The organism is Nocardioides panzhihuensis (assembly GCF_013408335.1).
GTDB classification, from domain to species: domain Bacteria; phylum Actinomycetota; class Actinomycetes; order Propionibacteriales; family Nocardioidaceae; genus Nocardioides; species Nocardioides panzhihuensis.
Genome location: NZ_JACBZR010000001.1, coordinates 4,462,308 through 4,478,327, shown reverse-complemented (window position 1 = coordinate 4,478,327; position 16,020 = coordinate 4,462,308). Strand labels below are relative to the sequence as shown.

Annotated in this window: 19 protein-coding genes; 14 read left to right on the top strand and 5 right to left on the bottom strand. The window is 68.8% G+C overall.

All coding sequences use genetic code 11. The annotated features are described in order from the left end of the window. Positions 1-47 precede the first annotated feature (47 nt). Entirely contained in the window at positions 48-1,088 is a 1,041-nt protein-coding gene (locus tag BJ988_RS21285; RefSeq protein ID WP_179659902.1) for a hypothetical protein, read from the bottom strand. A gap of 297 nt (positions 1,089-1,385) precedes the next feature. Between BJ988_RS21285 and BJ988_RS21280 the strand changes: the two genes are divergently transcribed. Both BJ988_RS21280 and BJ988_RS21275 read left to right on the top strand, forming a co-directional pair. Next, positions 1,386-1,718 (top strand): WhiB family transcriptional regulator, encoded by a 333-nt coding sequence (locus tag BJ988_RS21280; RefSeq protein ID WP_343051719.1) that lies wholly within the window; start codon positions 1,386-1,388, stop codon positions 1,716-1,718. Positions 1,719-1,748: 30 nt separating this feature from the next. Continuing rightward, positions 1,749-2,105: a metallopeptidase family protein gene (locus BJ988_RS21275; RefSeq protein WP_343051718.1), complete on the top strand. Its 357-nt coding sequence runs from the start codon at positions 1,749-1,751 to the stop codon at positions 2,103-2,105. Between the two features lie 16 nt (positions 2,106-2,121). Here BJ988_RS21275 and crcB read toward each other — a convergent pair whose 3' ends face one another. From crcB to BJ988_RS21260, 3 genes are read right to left on the bottom strand one after another with little or no spacing between them, the layout of a single operon-like run. Then, complete coding sequence (crcB, locus tag BJ988_RS21270; RefSeq protein WP_179659900.1) at positions 2,122-2,490, bottom strand: fluoride efflux transporter CrcB; 369 nt, start codon at positions 2,488-2,490, stop codon at positions 2,122-2,124. Beyond that, a complete protein-coding gene (locus BJ988_RS21265; protein ID WP_179659899.1) occupies positions 2,487-2,927 on the bottom strand; it encodes a CrcB family protein in 441 nt (146 codons plus the stop codon). The genes crcB and BJ988_RS21265 overlap by 4 nt, the downstream gene beginning before the upstream one ends. An 18-nt stretch (positions 2,928-2,945) precedes the next feature. Continuing rightward, positions 2,946-3,884 carry an ATP-binding protein gene (locus BJ988_RS21260; protein WP_179659898.1) on the bottom strand — a complete coding sequence of 313 codons (939 nt, stop codon included), beginning with the start codon at positions 3,882-3,884 and terminating at the stop codon, positions 2,946-2,948. Between the two features lie 318 nt (positions 3,885-4,202). Between BJ988_RS21260 and BJ988_RS21255 the strand changes: the two genes are divergently transcribed. The 6 genes from BJ988_RS21255 (at position 4,203) to BJ988_RS21230 (ending at position 9,566) form a co-directional block, all read left to right on the top strand. Next, positions 4,203-5,645 (top strand): NAD(P)/FAD-dependent oxidoreductase, encoded by a 1,443-nt coding sequence (locus tag BJ988_RS21255; protein ID WP_179659897.1) that lies wholly within the window; start codon positions 4,203-4,205, stop codon positions 5,643-5,645. 169 nt (positions 5,646-5,814) lie between these two features. Continuing rightward, positions 5,815-6,654, top strand: coding sequence for an alpha/beta fold hydrolase (locus tag BJ988_RS21250; RefSeq protein ID WP_179659896.1), 840 nt, complete (start codon positions 5,815-5,817; stop codon positions 6,652-6,654). Next, complete coding sequence (locus BJ988_RS21245) at positions 6,651-7,595, top strand: metal-dependent hydrolase (RefSeq protein ID WP_179659895.1); 945 nt, start codon at positions 6,651-6,653, stop codon at positions 7,593-7,595. The genes BJ988_RS21250 and BJ988_RS21245 overlap by 4 nt, the downstream gene beginning before the upstream one ends. After that, positions 7,592-8,680, top strand: a complete 1,089-nt coding sequence (locus BJ988_RS30630) for a 2Fe-2S iron-sulfur cluster-binding protein (protein WP_179659894.1) — start codon at positions 7,592-7,594, stop codon at positions 8,678-8,680. Before BJ988_RS21245 ends, BJ988_RS30630 begins: the two co-directional genes overlap by 4 nt. Before the next feature lie 80 nt (positions 8,681-8,760). After that, positions 8,761-9,294 (top strand): GNAT family N-acetyltransferase, encoded by a 534-nt coding sequence (locus BJ988_RS21235; protein WP_179659893.1) that lies wholly within the window; start codon positions 8,761-8,763, stop codon positions 9,292-9,294. Then, positions 9,291-9,566 carry a hypothetical protein gene (locus tag BJ988_RS21230; RefSeq protein WP_179659892.1) on the top strand — a complete coding sequence of 92 codons (276 nt, stop codon included), beginning with the start codon at positions 9,291-9,293 and terminating at the stop codon, positions 9,564-9,566. Before BJ988_RS21235 ends, BJ988_RS21230 begins: the two co-directional genes overlap by 4 nt. A gap of 5 nt (positions 9,567-9,571) precedes the next feature. Here the strand turns inward: BJ988_RS21230 and BJ988_RS21225 are convergent, their stop codons facing one another. Next, positions 9,572-10,339 carry an IclR family transcriptional regulator gene (locus BJ988_RS21225; protein ID WP_179659891.1) on the bottom strand — a complete coding sequence of 256 codons (768 nt, stop codon included), beginning with the start codon at positions 10,337-10,339 and terminating at the stop codon, positions 9,572-9,574. 68 nt (positions 10,340-10,407) lie between these two features. Between BJ988_RS21225 and BJ988_RS21220 the strand changes: the two genes are divergently transcribed. The 6 genes from BJ988_RS21220 to mgrA all read left to right on the top strand — a co-directional run bounded on the left by BJ988_RS21220 (position 10,408) and on the right by mgrA (position 15,965). Beyond that, a complete protein-coding gene (locus BJ988_RS21220; RefSeq protein ID WP_179659890.1) occupies positions 10,408-11,223 on the top strand; it encodes a 2-keto-4-pentenoate hydratase in 816 nt (271 codons plus the stop codon). Between the two features lie 4 nt (positions 11,224-11,227). Then, positions 11,228-12,238 carry an acetaldehyde dehydrogenase (acetylating) gene (locus BJ988_RS21215; protein WP_179659889.1) on the top strand — a complete coding sequence of 337 codons (1,011 nt, stop codon included), beginning with the start codon at positions 11,228-11,230 and terminating at the stop codon, positions 12,236-12,238. After that, positions 12,235-13,260: a 4-hydroxy-2-oxovalerate aldolase gene (gene dmpG / locus BJ988_RS21210; RefSeq protein ID WP_179659888.1), complete on the top strand. Its 1,026-nt coding sequence runs from the start codon at positions 12,235-12,237 to the stop codon at positions 13,258-13,260. The genes BJ988_RS21215 and dmpG overlap by 4 nt, the downstream gene beginning before the upstream one ends. Before the next feature lie 69 nt (positions 13,261-13,329). Continuing rightward, the gene (locus BJ988_RS21205) at positions 13,330-14,319 is read left to right on the top strand and encodes a hypothetical protein (protein WP_179659887.1); all 990 of its coding nucleotides are present in this window, start codon (positions 13,330-13,332) and stop codon (positions 14,317-14,319) included. 180 nt (positions 14,320-14,499) lie between these two features. Next, positions 14,500-14,910 (top strand): DoxX family protein, encoded by a 411-nt coding sequence (locus tag BJ988_RS21200; RefSeq protein WP_179659886.1) that lies wholly within the window; start codon positions 14,500-14,502, stop codon positions 14,908-14,910. Continuing rightward, on the top strand, positions 14,907-15,965 hold the full coding sequence (gene mgrA / locus BJ988_RS21195) for an L-glyceraldehyde 3-phosphate reductase (protein ID WP_179659885.1): 1,059 nt from the start codon (positions 14,907-14,909) through the stop codon (positions 15,963-15,965). The genes BJ988_RS21200 and mgrA overlap by 4 nt, the downstream gene beginning before the upstream one ends. The last annotated feature ends 55 nt before the right edge of the window (positions 15,966-16,020 follow it).

Here is a 16,020-nt window from a genome sequence, read left to right as displayed (position 1 = left end):
AACGAGAGCCCCAGCCGGTCGGCTGGGGCTCTCGTCGTATCTAGAAGCTAGTGCTCCGGCCAGGCGTCGAAGACCTGGCCGCCGTTGGTGGTCAGGTGGTTGTGCAGCTGCTCACCGGCAGCGGCATCGCGCAACGTACGAAGTACGAGACGGCGCTGGTCGGTCGGGCTCGCCGACGGTGGGGCCGGGGTCAGCGACATGGTCTCGGTGACCCGCTCGACCAGCAGACGCAGGTGGCTGCGCTCGCCACCGGCGTAGATGACGTGGGTCTGCTCGAGCGGGGAGGCCCACAAGATGTTGCCCTCGACGACGAGCAGACGTGACTCGGTGGCCATCACCTTCATCTCGACGTCGGTCATGTTCTGGAGCATGTCGGCCCCAGCGAGGATCGACTCGCCTTCGTGCAGGAACGCCTGCAGCGCGTGGGCGAGGTTGGCCTCGACCAGCGCGGCCTCCTCGCGGGCGCGCTGCTGCGCTCCCTGCTGTCCGGCGTAGCCGCCGACGGCGCGTTGGGCGCCCGTGCTCGGCGACTGACCGTAGAAGGAACCGGTGTTGGTGCCGTACGCGCCCTGGTTGGGGTAGTAGGAGCCGGTGTTCGGGTATGACCCCTGGGCCGGGTAGGACCCGGGGGCCGGAGCGACGCCGTAGCTGCTGGGCGCAGGCTGGCCCTGGGCAGAGCCGTACTCGCCACCCCAGCTGGCGTCGACGTTCAGCTGGGCGCCGGCGGCGCGGGCCGCATAGTCGAGGGTCGGGAAGAAGTCGTGGAAGGCGTCCTTGTCCCGGATCTTCATCGTCGTCGAGTACGACGAACCGGGCACGAGGGCCTCGATGATGAAGTCACCCAGGCTGGGCGGGGGAGGGACACCGATGAAGGTGACCACGGCCAGGTTGACCGAGAAGACGCGCTCGTGGAACTCGAACATAACCCGACGGTCGGTCAGGAACGCGTGGCCCGAGGCATTTCCCTCGTGGGGGAACTTCACCGCGACCCGGGCCCACTGGACCTCACCTGGCTGGAGCAGGGACTTCACCAGAAGCCAGTCCCGGGTCTCCGAGGCGATGGCTCGGCTGTTGGGATCATGCGCCATCCGTCTGTGGAAATCCTCCACGGGTCGGTGGCCCACGGTGATGGACGCCGAGGCCTTTCTCATTGAGCGCATGGTCGCAAACCCTAGCCCTTCCTCCCTCTAGTGTGGACAGTTTGTACCAGCAGGGTCGCGATGTTGTGGAATCCCCTGTTGTAGATGACAGCTCAACTCTGCGTGACCGCTCCAAGCACCTGCCTATTGACAGAAAACTGACAGGCAGTCCGACCACCCTCTTCAGTGGGGATCCCTGACGACGGGGATCAGCGAGGGGATGGGACTGTGATGACTAGTTCGTCTGTGACGACGGCGAGAGAGACCACCGGCGTGCACTGGAGCGAGCTGCCGTGCGCGATCGAGGACGGAGACCTGTGGTTCGCGGCGACCAGCGTCGACGCGGACCGGGCCAAGGCGTTGTGTCATACGTGCCCGCTGCAGCGCTCCTGCCTGCAGGGCGCGATCGCCCGGCAGGAGCCGCACGGCGTGTGGGGCGGCGAGGTTTTCTACGAGGGAATCGTGGTCGCTCGCAAGCGCACCCGCGGCCGCCCGCGCAACGGAGAGCTCCACCAGCGGGACCTGGAGCGCCAGGCTCGCGCAAACCTGCGAAAAAATACTCCGGAAGCGGTTGCGTAGGAGTATCTGTCACCCGGCAGAATGGCGGGTGTGGGGATTGAGATAAGCCCAGAGCGCTTCGACGCACTCGTGGACCAGGCGCTCGACGCGATCCCGGACGAGCTGGCCGCCCAGGTGCACAACCTCGTCGTGCTCGTCGAGGAGTGGCCGCCCGAGGGCGAGCCCCAGGAGACCCTCGGCCTCTACGACGGGGTGGCGCTGACCGACCGTAACGACCTCTACGGCGGCACTCTCCCGGATCGGATCTTCATCTTCCGTCAACCGCTGCAGCAGATGTGTGTCGACGAGGATGACCTGGCCGCCGAGATCCGCATCACCGTCATCCACGAGATCGCCCACCACTTCGGCATCGACGACGACAAGCTCCACCAGCTGGGCTGGGCCTGATCGCGGCTCCCTCGGCCTAGATCGCCGACCCGGCCACCCAGCCGAGGCTGACCGCGATCGCACCGATCGCGAGCGAGCCGACCACGTTCAGCGCCGCTGACCGCCACCGGCCGTCCTCGGCAAGGCGGACGGTCTCGTAGGAGAAGGTCGAGAACGTGGTCAATGCCCCGCAGAAGCCGGTGCCGGCCAGGGTGAGCACCCACGCAGGAAGTACGCCGCCCGCGGCCGCCCCGGCGAGCAGCCCGAGAACGAGGGAGCCGACGGCATTGACCGCCATCGTTCCCCAGGGGAAGTCCGCGCCGGTCCGCTCCCGGAGGTAGACGTCGGTCAGGTAGCGCGCCGGCGCGCCGACCGCGCCGCCGAGCAGGACCAGGAGCACGGTCATCGGTGCCCTCTTTCGACCGGGCGACCGCTATCGCGCACGACGACCCGGCCGAGGATCAGCCCGAGCCAGACGGCGGCCACCCCGGCGACCACCGAGAGGAGCAGGTAGAACATCGCGAGCGCCGTCGCATGCCCGCTGAGTGCGTACGTCTCGAGCGCGTAGGTCGAGAAGGTGGTGTAGCCGCCGAGCACGCCGACCCCGAGGAAGGGGCGCAGATAGCGGCCCCAGAACGGGACCGTCGACCACGGGCCCAGGATGAAAGCCATCAGCAGGCCGAGCAGCAGGCAGCCGGAGACGTTGGTGAGGAGCGTCGCCCACGGCAGTGTCGATTCCTGGGGGCTCTGGGGGAGCGCCTCCGCGATCCCCCAGCGGGCCAGCGACCCGAGCGCGCCGCCCGCGGCGATGGGAGCGAGCAGGTCGCGATGCTCACGCAGCACGCCGACAGCGTACGGCCTCTAGTGGAGCGGGCCGATCATCTGGGTCCCGCCCCAGCGGGTAGGGCGCCCGCCGGCGGCCTGGGTGAGGTATTCGCCGAGGAACCAGCGCTGGAAGGCGACCTGCTCGGGGGAGCGGGCCAGGACGAGCAGCCGCTCCTGGCGGCAGAACTCGTCGATGAGGTCGAGCATGTCGAGGAAACGGCGCATCGTCTCGGCCGCGGACCGCGGCATGCGTACGTGCAGGTCTGCCGTCTCCCGGTGCCGGCCGGAGCCGATCACCCCGGAGAGGTGACCGTGGCCGAGGCCGTCGAGGAGCTGGCGTTCCAGCGAGCCGAACAGGGCCGAGAGGCTGGCGGCGAGCGGGTAGTCGTTGGCGTGTGCGAGGGAGAGGAGACGCACCTCGCGCCTCAGCTCGCGGAAGTGATGCTGAAAGCCCTTGTAGAGCGCAACAGGTACGCCGAGGATGCTGACGTCGACGGTCTCGGAGCCGAGGCGCTCGGGCCTCGGTGGTGCGCCGGGCGGGCCGGTGATCACGCCCTCGACCCCGTCGCCCTCGTCGATCTCCGCGGCCGGGGTGAACCAGACGGTCTTGCCGGACGCGTCGATGTCGGCGCCCCACGCGTCGGAGACGCTGGCCACGATCGAGAGGCCGCGGCCGACGGTCAGCAGGACCTCCTCCTCGTCGTCGAGAGCGAGCGGGACCGGTAGCAGCGGTGGCTCGGTCGACGCATCGCGGATCTCCACGCGGGGGTGGCTGACGGTGCCGCGCATCCGGATCGTGACCGGAGCGGCGCCGTGGAAGAGGGCGTTGGAGACCAGTTCGGAGACGCCGAACTCGGCGCACTCGGCGAGATCGGCGCGGTCGATCTCGTCACAGGCCGCCCGGACCCAGGAGCGGGCGTCCTGGACGGCGCGGGAACCGGTGCGGAGCAGGAGAGCTGGCCGGCTCAACGGCATGGACTCCTCCTCCGCGCTCGGGGGTTCGCATACACACGATCGCGTTGTGTGTTGTTCGTTGCAAGGATTTTCCGCACTTGAAGGTGTCTGATCCTGGCCATGGACCACTAGGGCACAAGGTCCCGGTCACCCTCATAGATTAAAGTGAGCGGGTATCGACCCGACAACTGACACGCGGCAGAAACGCATGCTCAGCGGCGGACTGGCAACTGTGACCAAGTAGTCCCACCCGGGAATGAACAGATCCGCCGGAATGGTTCAGAATATGAGTGGAACGTTCAAACGGTCTCTTGTTTGAGGTAGCGGAGGGTATTGGCAATGTCAGCGGACCAGGAAAAGCACCGGGTCGTCATCATCGGTTCCGGCTTCGGGGGGCTCTTCTCCGCGAAGGCGTTCAAGGGCCGCGACGACGTCGAGGTGACCTTGATCGCGAAGACGACCCATCACCTGTTCCAGCCGCTGCTCTACCAGGTGGCGACCGGCATCCTCTCGCAGGGCGAGATCGCTCCGCCGACCCGTGACATCCTGCACCGGCAGAAGAACGCCAGCGTGCTGCTCGGTGAGGTCAACGAGATCGACACCGAGGCCAAGACGGTCAAGGCGACCATGCTCAACCAGCAGATCGACGTTCCCTACGACTCCCTGATCGTGGCCGCCGGTGCCGGCCAGTCCTACTTCGGCAACGACCACTTCGCCGAGTTCGCTCCCGGCATGAAGTCCATCGACGACGCGCTCGAGCTGCGCGGTCGCATCTTCGGAGCCTTCGAGATCGCCGAGCTGACCGCCTCGCGCGGCGAGCCGATCGGTGACCTGCTCACCTTCGTCGTGGTGGGCGCCGGTCCGACCGGTGTGGAGATGGCCGGCCAGATCGCCGAGCTGTCCCACCGGGTGCTGAAGAACGACTTCACCCACATCTCCTCGGAGAAGGCGCGAGTCGTGCTCGTCGACGCCGCGCCGCAGGTGCTGCCGCCGTTCGGTGAGAAGCTCGGCGCCAAGGCGCAGAAGGCGCTGGAGAAGGCCGGTGTGGAGGTCGTCCTCGGTGCGATGGTCACGCACGTCGACGAGTTCGGCATCGAGATGAAGTTCAAGGACGGCCAGACCCAGCGGATCGGCTCGATCGCGAAGATCTGGGCCGCGGGCGTCTCGGCCTCCGAGCTGGGCAAGACGCTCTCGGAGCAGACCGGTGCCGAGCTCGACCGTGCCGGCCGAATCGCGGTCAACCCCGACCTCACCCTGCCGGGCCACCCCGAGATCTTCGTGGTCGGCGACATGATCAGCCTCGACCACCTGCCAGGCGTGGCCCAGGTCGCGATCCAGGGCGGCAAGCACGCAGCCAAGACCATCAAGGCCCGCCAGAAGGACAAGCCGGAGCCCGGCGACTTCAAGTACTTCGACAAGGGCTCGATGGCCACCATCAGCCGCTTCAACGCCGTCCTCAGCATGGGCAGCTTCAAGCTCTCCGGCGTCCTCGCCTGGTTCGGCTGGTTGGTGGTCCACCTGGCCTACATGACCGGGTTCCGCAACCGGCTCACCGCGACGTTGCACTGGATGATGTCCTTCATCGGCAGGGACCGCTCCGAGCGCACCACCACCATGCAGCAGATCTTCGCCCGTGAGGCGCTCGAACGCGTCCCGGGTGGCATGGCAGCTCTCATCGACGACCCGGACGAGGTCGCCGCCCAGGTGGAGGCCCGACGCAAGGAGCTCGAGGAGCACGCCGCGGAGGAGTCGCGCCTGGCTGACTCCCGCAGCGTCTCGTAGCCTCGGCTCTCGAACCGGCCCGCCGCAGACCTGTCTGCGGCGGGCCGGTGGTTTTCGGCGGTGATCTCTGCGCCCGGGTGAGTCCTGCCTCGAAGAAGTGCTTGCTATTGTTTGCGGGGAGGGTGTCTCATTAACTGTTGGATGAGATGCCTGCGACGTAGGAGGACGCATGACCGAGCAGACCAAACGGCTGGTCGAGACCACCGACGGGCTGAGGCTCGCGGTCTACGAGCGCGGGCCGGCCGACGCGGAGACCGTGGTGCTCGTCCACGGCTACCCCGACAACCACTCCGTCTGGGACGGAGTCGCGGAGGTGCTGGCCGAGCGATTCCACGTCGTCGCCTATGACGTACGCGGCACGGGGGAGTCGGGGGTTCCCGGCTCGACCGGCGGCTACCGCCTGGCGCAGCTCTCCGCGGACTTCAAGGCGGTCATCGACGCCGTCTCGCCCGATGCGCCGGTGCACGTCGCGGCGCACGACTGGGGCTCGATCCAGACCTGGGAGTCGGTGACCGACCCGGCCCTGAGCAGCCGGATCGCGACGTACGTCTCCATCTCGGGGCCGGACCTGGGGATGGCGACCGCATGGCTGCGTGAGCGGACGCACCTGCGGAGCTCGCTGCGGCAGCTGGCTCACTCCTGGTACGTCTTCGTCTTCCAGGCGCCGCTGCTGCCGGAGGCGATGGTGCGTTCGGGTCTGCTCGCCCGGTTCGTCGGTGGCGGGTCGCGACCGACGAAGGACCAGGTCAACGGGGTCGAGCTCTACCGTGCGAACTTCCTCGGCAAGCTGCTCCGTCCGGAGCCGCGGCCGACCGACGTGCCGGTGCTGGTGATCGCCCCACGCGACGACGCCTACGTGACGGTGCCGCTGCAGACCGAGGCTCCCCGGGCGTACGCGCCGTCGCTGACCACGCAGGTCATCGACGGCGAACACTGGGTGGTGACCGCGGAGCCGGAGCTGATCGCCGGCGAGATCGCGGCCTTCGTCGAGAAGGCTGGTGTGCGATGAACAAGGGGAGCAAGGGGAGCAAGGAGAGCAAGCGCGGGCACGAGCCGGCCAAGGTGGCCCTGCACCCGCGGAACGTGAAGTTCGACTGGAGCCGGCTGCCGCTGGTGTGGATCCCGGGCGAGGCCTTCGCCTCCCACTACGTCAACGTGCTGCACCTGCTGCTGCCCGAGGGCGAGCGGTGGTTCGTCAAGGTGTTCTCCGAGATCCTGCCGCTGATCGAGGACGACCAGCTCCGTGAGGACGTGATCGGCTTCATCGGACAGGAGGGCGTGCACGCCGCCGCCCACCAGGAGGTCCAGGACTACTTCACCGCCAACGGCCTCGACGTACGTCCCTTCGCGGCCGAGATCGAGGCGCTGTTCCGCAAGATCCTGGGCGACCGCGACCTGACCGGACGGGCCAAGGAGGAGTGGCTGATCGAGCGCGCCGCGATCATCGCCGGCCTCGAGCACCTCACCGCGGTGCTCGGCAACTGGGTGCTCAACTCGCCCGCGCTCGACGAGGCCGGCGCCGACGAGACGATGCTCGACCTGCTGCGCTGGCACGGCGCCGAGGAGGTCGAGCACCGCAACGTGGCCTACGACGTCTTCCAGCATGTCGACGGGCGCTACCTGCGTCGCGTCCGCTCCTATCTGCTCGGCGGCACCGCGCTGCTCGTGCTGTGGTGGCGTGGTGCGCAGTACCTGATGGACCACGACCCGACCCCGCTCGATCCGGCGCAGCCGGGTCAGGCCAAGCGGTCCAAGGCCAGTCTGCTCAAGCTGATCGACGCCGAGCGCCGCGGACTGGTGCCCGGGGCCGTACGCATCGGGTGGGCGACCTGGAAGTTCTTCCTGCCCGCCTACGACCCGGCCAAGGAGGGGTCGACCGCCCAGGCGGTGAGCTACCTGGCCAAGTCGCCGGCGGCGTTGCGGGCCGACGCCCTCGCGGAGGGCCAGTGAAGCCGGCTCACTACGCCGTCCCGGAGATCCCCGACTCGCGGCTCTACAAGGGCTTCGAAGCGGTCGTCGGGGGTTACTGGACCAAGGCCGCCTACCGGTCCTGGCGCCGCCGCAGGCCGCTCGGCCGGATCGACCGTGACCTCCACGTGCGCGTCAGCCGCATCGACCAGGAGGGCGCCGACGTCAAGGCGATCTGGTTCGAACGCGAGGGCGGTGCCGACCTCCCGGTCTGGGACCCGGGCGCCCACGTCGACGTGGTGCTGCCCAGCGGGAGGCTGCGGCAGTACTCGCTCAACTCCGACCCCGACGACCTCTCCGCCTACCGGATCAGCGTGCGGTTGATCGAGCCGACCGCCGGGGGAGGCGGCGGGTCGGTCGAGGCGCACCATCTCGGCGTCGGTGACCGGCTGGTGCTGAAGGGACCGCGTAACGCCTTCCCGTTCGTCGACTCGCCCGCCGGCTACCTCTTCGTCGCCGGCGGCATCGGGATCACCCCGATCCTGCCGATGCTGCGCGACGTGGTTCGCCGAGGCGTGCCGTACGAGTTCGTCTACACCGGCCGCTCTCGCGACACCATGCCCTTCCTCGAGGAGATCCGGACGATCGTCGGCGACCACGAGATCCAGCTGTGGCCCGACGACGAGTTCGCCCCAGGAACAAGGCGGAGACCGGACGCGGCCAAGATCATCTCGATGGCGCCCGAGGGGGCCGCGCTCTACTGCTGCGGTCCGATGCCGATGATCGACGCGATCCGGGCACAGATCCCCGACCCGCAGATCGACCGTCTGCACTACGAGCGGTTCTCGCCGCCGCCTGTGCTCGGCGGCCGCCCGTTCCGGGTGCGCCTCGACGACTCCGGGACCGAGGTGGAGGTGGGCGCCGAGGAGTCGGCGTTGACGGCGGTCCGCCGGGTGCGGCCGGCCCAGGCGTACTCCTGTCAGCAGGGTTTCTGCGGCACCTGCCGGGTGCGGGTCCTGGAGGGCGAGGTCGAGCACCGCGACCACGCCCTGGCCGACTACGAGCGCGAGGGGCACATGATCCTGTGCGTCTCGCGAGCCCGGGGCACCGTGGTGATCGACGGCTGATGCCGTCCTGGACGGCCTGTCCGGCCCCGGTTCTGCGTTATCGGTTTGTTCGAGGGGCCGTTGGCTGGTCTGCTTGCGGTATGACTGCACTCGTTCTTCCCACGCTCGACCTCTACGACTCCTGGGCGGCCACCGTCCGAGAGTTCGAGGGAGGGCACGTCGACGGCGCCTCCATCCCTGATGAGGAGGCCGCCGACACGACTCGGGAGGCGTGCGAGCGGCTGGTCGGGAAGACCGCGCGGGACCGGGACGTCTCGATGCCGCCGCCGCCCGGACGGGTGCACGCCTCGACCTTCTGGATCACCGACGACGGTGAGGTCGTCGGGTTCATCCAGCTGCGGCACGAGCTCAACGAGTTCTTGGAGAACGTGGGCGGGCACATCGGCTACTCCGTGCGGCCTTCGTCTCGTCGCCAGGGGCACGCCCGGCGAGCGCTGGGGATGGTGCTCGCCGAGGCTCGGGCGTTGGGTCTGGAGCGCGTCCTGATCACCTGCGACGAGGACAACGGAGCCTCGGCTCGCACCATCGAGTCCCAGGGTGGCGAGCTCCAAGACGTCATCGACGCGTCTGCGTACGGGCATGGCCCCACCCGGCGTTACTGGATCAAACTTTGAGGGACAGCGTCGCGACCGAGGGGGAGGTGGCGTGGGCGCTGGCCGGTGATGCCGCCGCCCCTGCTGACGCGGTGGAGGACGTGCTGACGGTCCTGCGAACCACCGGACGTACGCCAGAGGCAGGTGTCGAGGTGCTGCGGGCCGCCGCCTTCCGGCTCGTCGCCGAAGACAGGCTCGACGACGTCGGGCGGGGTTGGCTTGAGCTTCTCGACGCCGTCCGGGCCCATCCCGACGCCAGGTTGGCCGACCTGCCGCCGACCCGCACCGACTGAGCTCCTCAGCTGGAGAGTGAGCGGCGGCGGCTCGCCAGGCTGGACAGACCCTGGGCGGCCGCCCGGACCTGCGTCACGTAGGCCTCGGGGCGGAACCGCCCCACGGGGCCGGTGATGCTGATCGCGGCCAGAGCCCGGTCGCCGTCGGTGAGGATCGGGGCGGCGATGCACTGGAGCCCGGGCGCCGACTCCTCGCGCTCGAAGGCGACGCCGTTCTCGACCGCGGCGCCGAGCTGGCGCTCCAGCAGGCCGGGCGCGACGATCGTGTGGGGCGTACGCCGCTGGAGGGGGCTGCTGAGGACCTCCTGCTGCACCTCGGGGTCGGAGAAGGCGAGCAGGACCTTGCCGATCGCGGTGCAGTGGACGGGCATCCGTCCGCCCGGCCGCGAGGGCGACTTGGCCTGTCGGTGGCCACCGATCTTGGCGACGTAGACGACGTCGTGCCCTTCGCGGACCCCCAGGTGGACGGTCTCGTGGGTGCGCTCGTAGAGGTCTTGGAGGAACGGCATCGCCAGCTCTAGCAGAGAGCGCTCGACCGAGGCGCGCATGCCCAGCTCGAAGAGGCCGCCCGAGAGCCGATAGCCGAGCGGGGTGCGGTCCAGGAGGCGGTTGGTGACCAGGTCGCCGGCGACGCGGTGGACGGTCGCCTTCGGGAGGCCGGTGCGGCGAACGAGCTCGGCCAGGGGGAGCACCTGGTCATCGACCGTGAAGGCCCGCAGGATGGTCACCGCCTTGCCGAGCACGGTGTCGAGATCGGCAGGTTGGTGCGGCATGGGATCACCGTACCGGTCAGCGGGACGTGAGCCCTGCTGCCTGGGCCTACTGCTGAGACGGTGGGCACATGAGCGAAGTGACCTCCCCGCCCGACATCGCCGGCGACGCTGCCGTCGCGGCCGCCGCCGACCGGCTGCTGACCGCGGCCGCCACCGGCACCCCCGTGCCACCGATGCGGGACCTGCTGGAGGCGACCGATCTGGCGACGGCGTACGCGATCCAGAAGCGGCTCACCGCCGCCCGGGTCGCTGCTGGCGCCACGATCGTGGGCCGCAAGATCGGGCTCACGTCCAAGGCCGTGCAGGAGCAGATCGGCGTGGACACCCCCGACTTCGGCGTGCTCTTCGACGACATGGCGTACGCAGCCGGTGACACGATCCCCGCCGACACCATCCTCCAGCCACGGGCCGAGGCCGAGATCGCCTTCGTCCTCGCGGCCGACCTCGCCGACTGTGACCTCGGCTACGACCAGGTCAGGGAGGCCATCGACTACGCCGTCGCGGCGATCGAGATCTGCGGCAGCCGGATCGCGGACTGGAAGATCGCCTTCGGTGACACGGTCGCGGACAACGCCTCCGCGGGGGCCTATGTCCTCGGGACCGAACGTCGGCGGCTGGACGAGTTCGAGCCCAAGGACGTCTCGATGTCGATGTCGATCGACGACGAGGAGGTCTCGACCGGCACCGGGGCCGCGTGCCTGGGCGATCCGGTCAACGCGGTCCAGTGGCTGGCTCGCTACGCCCGCGACTTCGGGGAGCCGCTGCGTGCCGGCCAGCTCATCCTCTCCGGCGCGCTCGGGCCGATGCGGCCGATCGCCCCGGGCAACACCGTCCGTTCCACCGTGTCGGGCCTCGGCTCGGTGGTCTTCAGCGTAGGGAAGTGACTTCATGCCAGTGGACAGCTCAGCGGCAAGCACAGCCAAGACGAAAGTGGCGATCATCGGGTCGGGCAACATCGGCACCGACCTGATGATCAAGGTGATGCGTACATCGCAGCACCTCGAGATGGGCGCGATGGTCGGGATCGACCCCGCCTCCGACGGATTGGCGCGGGCGCGGAAGCTCGGCTTCGCGGCCACGTCCGACGGTGTGGAGGGCCTGATCGCGCTGCCCGAGTTCGATGACATCGATATCGTCTTCGACGCGACCTCGGCCAAGGCGCACGTCGCCAACGCGGAGCGTCTCGCGCCCTACGGCAAGCGGCTCATCGACCTCACCCCGGCGGCGATCGGGCCGTACGTCGTCCCGGCCGTCAACATCGACGAGCACATCGACGCTCCCAACGTGAACATGGTGACCTGCGGTGGCCAGGCCACGATCCCGATCGTGGCCGCGGTCGCGCGGGTCGTACCGGTGGCCTACGGCGAGATCGTCGCCTCGATCTCGTCCAAGTCCGCGGGTCCCGGCACCCGGGCCAACATCGACGAGTTCACCGAGACGACCTCGGGCGCGATCGTGCAGGTCGGCGGCGCCAAGCGTGGCAAGGCGATCATCATCCTCAACCCGGCCGAGCCGCCGCTGATCATGCGCGACACGGTCTATGCGCTGGTCGAGGGTGGGTCGCGTTCGCTGGCGGAGCTGAGCGCCGAGATCACCGAGTCGGTGGAGAAGATGGTCGGCGACGTCGCCGCGTACGTCCCCGGCTACCGGCTCAAGCAGAAGGTGCAGGTGCAGGAGATCCCCGCGGACCAGCCGGTGGAGACGCTGCTGGCCGAGGGCGAGACGACCCGGCCCACGCACCAGGTGTCGGTGTTCCTCGAGGTCGAGGGCGCCGCACACTATCTCCCGGCGTACGCGGGGAACCTCGACATCATGACCTCGGCCGCGCTGCAGATGGCTGAGCTCGTTGCGGTAGCGACAAAAGCGCAGAGCGCTGCTTCGAAGGAGGCCGACAAGTGAGCATCCCGATCTATGTCCAGGAGGTCTCGCTGCGCGACGGCATGCACGCCGTACGCCACCGGATCACCCCCGAGGACGTCAAGCGCATCGTCATCGCCGCCGACGAGGCCGGCGTCGACGCCATCGAGGTCGCCCACGGCGACGGCCTGACCGGCGGTTCGGTCAACTACGGTCCCGGCTCCAACTCCGACTGGGAGTGGATCGAGGCGGCGGCCTCGGTCATCAAGAATGCGCGCCTTACGACCCTGCTGCTGCCCGGCGTCGGCACCATCCACGACCTGAAGCGTGCCTACGAGCTCGGGGTCAGGTCGGTGCGGGTCGCGACGCACTGCACCGAGGCGGACGTCTCGGCGCAGCACATCGCCGCGGCTCGCGACATGGGGATGGACGTCTCCGGGTTCCTGATGCTCAACCACATGGCACCGACCGAGGTGGTCGCCCAGCAGGCGAAGCTGATGGAGTCCTACGGCGCCCACTGCGTCTACATCACCGACTCCGGCGGCCGGCTCACCATGAACGATGTCCGCGACCGCGCCCGTGCCTACCGCGACGTGCTGAACGACGAGACCGAGATCGGCATCCATGCCCACGAGAACCTCTCGCTGTCGGTGGCCAACTCGGTCGTCGCGGTCGAGAACGGTGTCTACCGCGTCGACGCCTCGCTCGCCGGCCACGGAGCCGGCGCCGGCAACTGCCCGATCGAGGCCTTCATCGCGGTCGCCAACCTGTCGGACTTCAAGCACAACTGCGACCTGTTCAAGCTCCAGGACGCCGCCGACGACATCGTCCGCCCGCTCCAGGACCGCCCCGTCCGAGTCGACCGCGAGACCCTGACGATGGGCTACGCCGGCGTCTACTCCTCCTTCCTCCGCCACGCCGAGAACGCCAGCGCCCGCTACGGCGTCGACACCCGCGACATCCTGATGGAGTGCGGCCGGAGGGGTTTGGTGGGCGGCCAGGAGGACATGATCGTAGACATCTGCCTGACAAAGCTGGCAGAGCGCGAAACAGCCGCGACCTGAGTCGCCCATGGATCTGGGGAGTGTGAGGCGTACCTGGTGCGCCTCGCGCTCCCCGGGTTAGCGTGCCTCATGGGCGAGAGCGAGGAGCAGCGTCTGGCCCGGGAGAAGGCGGAGGACGCCGCCCGGATGCTTCGGGCTCAGCTGCTCATGCAGGCGGGAGTGGCCAGTCACGCGCAACTCGCTGCCGGCGGGGTGACCAAGGTCGACATGGAGCGGAGGCTCCGGCGAAAGGAGCTCCGCCGGGTCCATCCCAGGGTCTATGTCGACCATGCCGGCCCGATGACCTGGCCACAGCGTGCCTGGGCAGCCGTCCTCTACGCGGGACCGGCCTACCTCTGCTGGACCAGTATCGAGGAGCCGAGAGGACGCGACGACGGTGCTCCTATCCATGTCGCCATCGACCACTCGCGCAGGATCAGGCCCCAGGACGGGATCGTCATCCACCGGATGAAGAACATGGAACAGCGAGCGTACGGAGGCGTCCCACCCCGCCTCGCGGTTGAGGACAACGCGCTGGCGATGGCCCATGAGGCCAAGCGGGAGATCGACGCCATCGCCCGGCTTGCCGAGGTGGCGAGCAGACGGTACGTCACGGCCGCCACGCTCCGCGCCGCGCTCGACCGTTATCCGTCGGTCCGACGTCGATCCCTCATCGCAGGGCTGATCGACGACCTCGAGGCAGGCACCCACTCGGTGCTCGAGCACGGCTATCTCGCCAAGGTCGAGCGTGCTCACGGCCTGCCGATCGGTGCGCGTCAGGCTCCGCGGCCTGGCCCAGACGGAAGTCAGTTCCGAGATGTCGAGTACCAGGCATACAAGTTGGTCGTCGAGCTCGACGGCGCGCTGGGTCACGAGTCCTGGCGCGACCAGGCGCGCGACGCCGACCGCGCGCTAGACGACCTCGCCTCGGCTGGGATGCTCACCGCCCGGCTCCGCTTCCACCAGGTCTTCGAGACCCCCTGCCAGACCGCCACGAGAATCGCCAGAATCCTGAGGCGCAACGGCTGGGACGGCACGATGAGAGCCTGTGGTGAGACGTGCCGGATGAAGGAAGCATGACTGAACCTGGGGAGTGTGAGGCGTACGTGGTGCGCCTCACACTCCCCGGCTCCGGCGGCAGCCGCGACCCTCGGCAGCCTGTAGAGCGGTGAGGTGCCTGAACTCGGTGAATGGATCCTTGGCTTGGTGAAGACCGTTGACGTTACGAGCCACGTTGGGCCAGCGTGGCAGAGTCGTCCCGTGAGCACTGAATCTTCTTCGCGGCTCGATCTGCCGCTGGCCGGGCTGGCCGCTCTGTTCCTCGGGTCCGGGACCCTGCATCTGGTGAGGCCGCAGGTCTTCGAGCCGATCGTGCCGCCGGCGCTGCCGGAGGCGCGCAAGGTGGTCGAGGTCTCCGGGATCGCGGAGATCGTCTGCGGACTGGGGCTGCTGCACCCGAAGACCCGCAGGATCGCGGGGCTGGCGAGCGCTGCGCTGCTGGTGGGGGTGCTTCCGGCCAACGTGCAGATGAGCGTCGACGCGGGGAAGCGGGCGAACCGGAAGCGCACCGCCAAGTCGGGCGCCTACTTCGCGGGCACGCTCGCGCGGCTGCCGCTGCAGTGGCCGATGATCAAGGTGGCGCTGCGCGCCGGAAAGGGAACCGGCGCATGACGTACGTTCCGTCAGCATCCCGCTACGACGCGATGGAGTATCGGCGGACCGGCCACAGCGGCCTGGACTTGCCGGCGGTCAGCCTCGGGCTGTGGCACAACTTCGGTGACGACCTGCCGTTCGAGCGGCAGCGCGCGATCCTGCGTACGGCCTTCGACGCCGGCATCACCCACTTCGATCTGGCCAACAACTATGGCCCTCCCTACGGTTCGGCCGAGGAGAACTTCGGCCGCCACCTGCGCGAGGACTTCGCGGGGCTGCGGGACGAGCTGGTGATCTCGACGAAGGCCGGCTGGGACATGTGGCCGGGGCCGTACGGCAAGATCGGCGGCTCGCGGAAGTACCTGATCTCCAGCCTCGACCAGTCGCTGAAGCGGATGGGGCTCGACTACGTCGACATCTACTACCACCACCGCCCCGACCCCAGCACGCCGCTGGAGGAGACCATGGGTGCGCTCGACCAGATCGTGCGATCCGGGAAGGCGCTCTACGTCGGGCTGAGCTCCTACTCCTCGGCGCTGACCCGGGAGGCGGCGGCGATCCTGAGCGATCTCGGCACACCGCTGCTGATCCACCAGCCCTCCTACTCCATCCTCAACCGCTGGCTCGAGACCGACGGGCTGCTGGGCACGCTCGACGAGGTCGGTGCCGGCGCGATCTCGTTCTCGCCGCTGGCGCAGGGTCTGCTGACGAACAAGTATCTCGGCGGCACCGTCCCCGAGGACTCCCGTGCGGCCAAGGCACGGTTCCTGTCCCCGGACGCGCTCACGCCCGAGACGCTGGCCGGCATCGAGTCGCTCAACGCCCTCGCCGCAGACCGTGGCCAGACTCTCGCTCAGATGGCGCTCGCCTGGGCGCTGCGTGATCCGCGGATGACCTCGGTCGTCATCGGCGCCTCCCGCCCCGAGCAGGTCACCGACTGCATCGGCGCGCTCTCCGGTCCCGAGCTCACCACCGAGGAGCTGGCCAGGATCGACGAGTACGCCACCGCCACCGGGATCGACATGTGGAAGCGCGACCGGGTCGAGGGAGATCATCGCCAGATCTTCAACTGACCTACGGACCAGCTGAATCGCGCTGGTCCGGGATGCGGATTTGCTACCGTCGCGG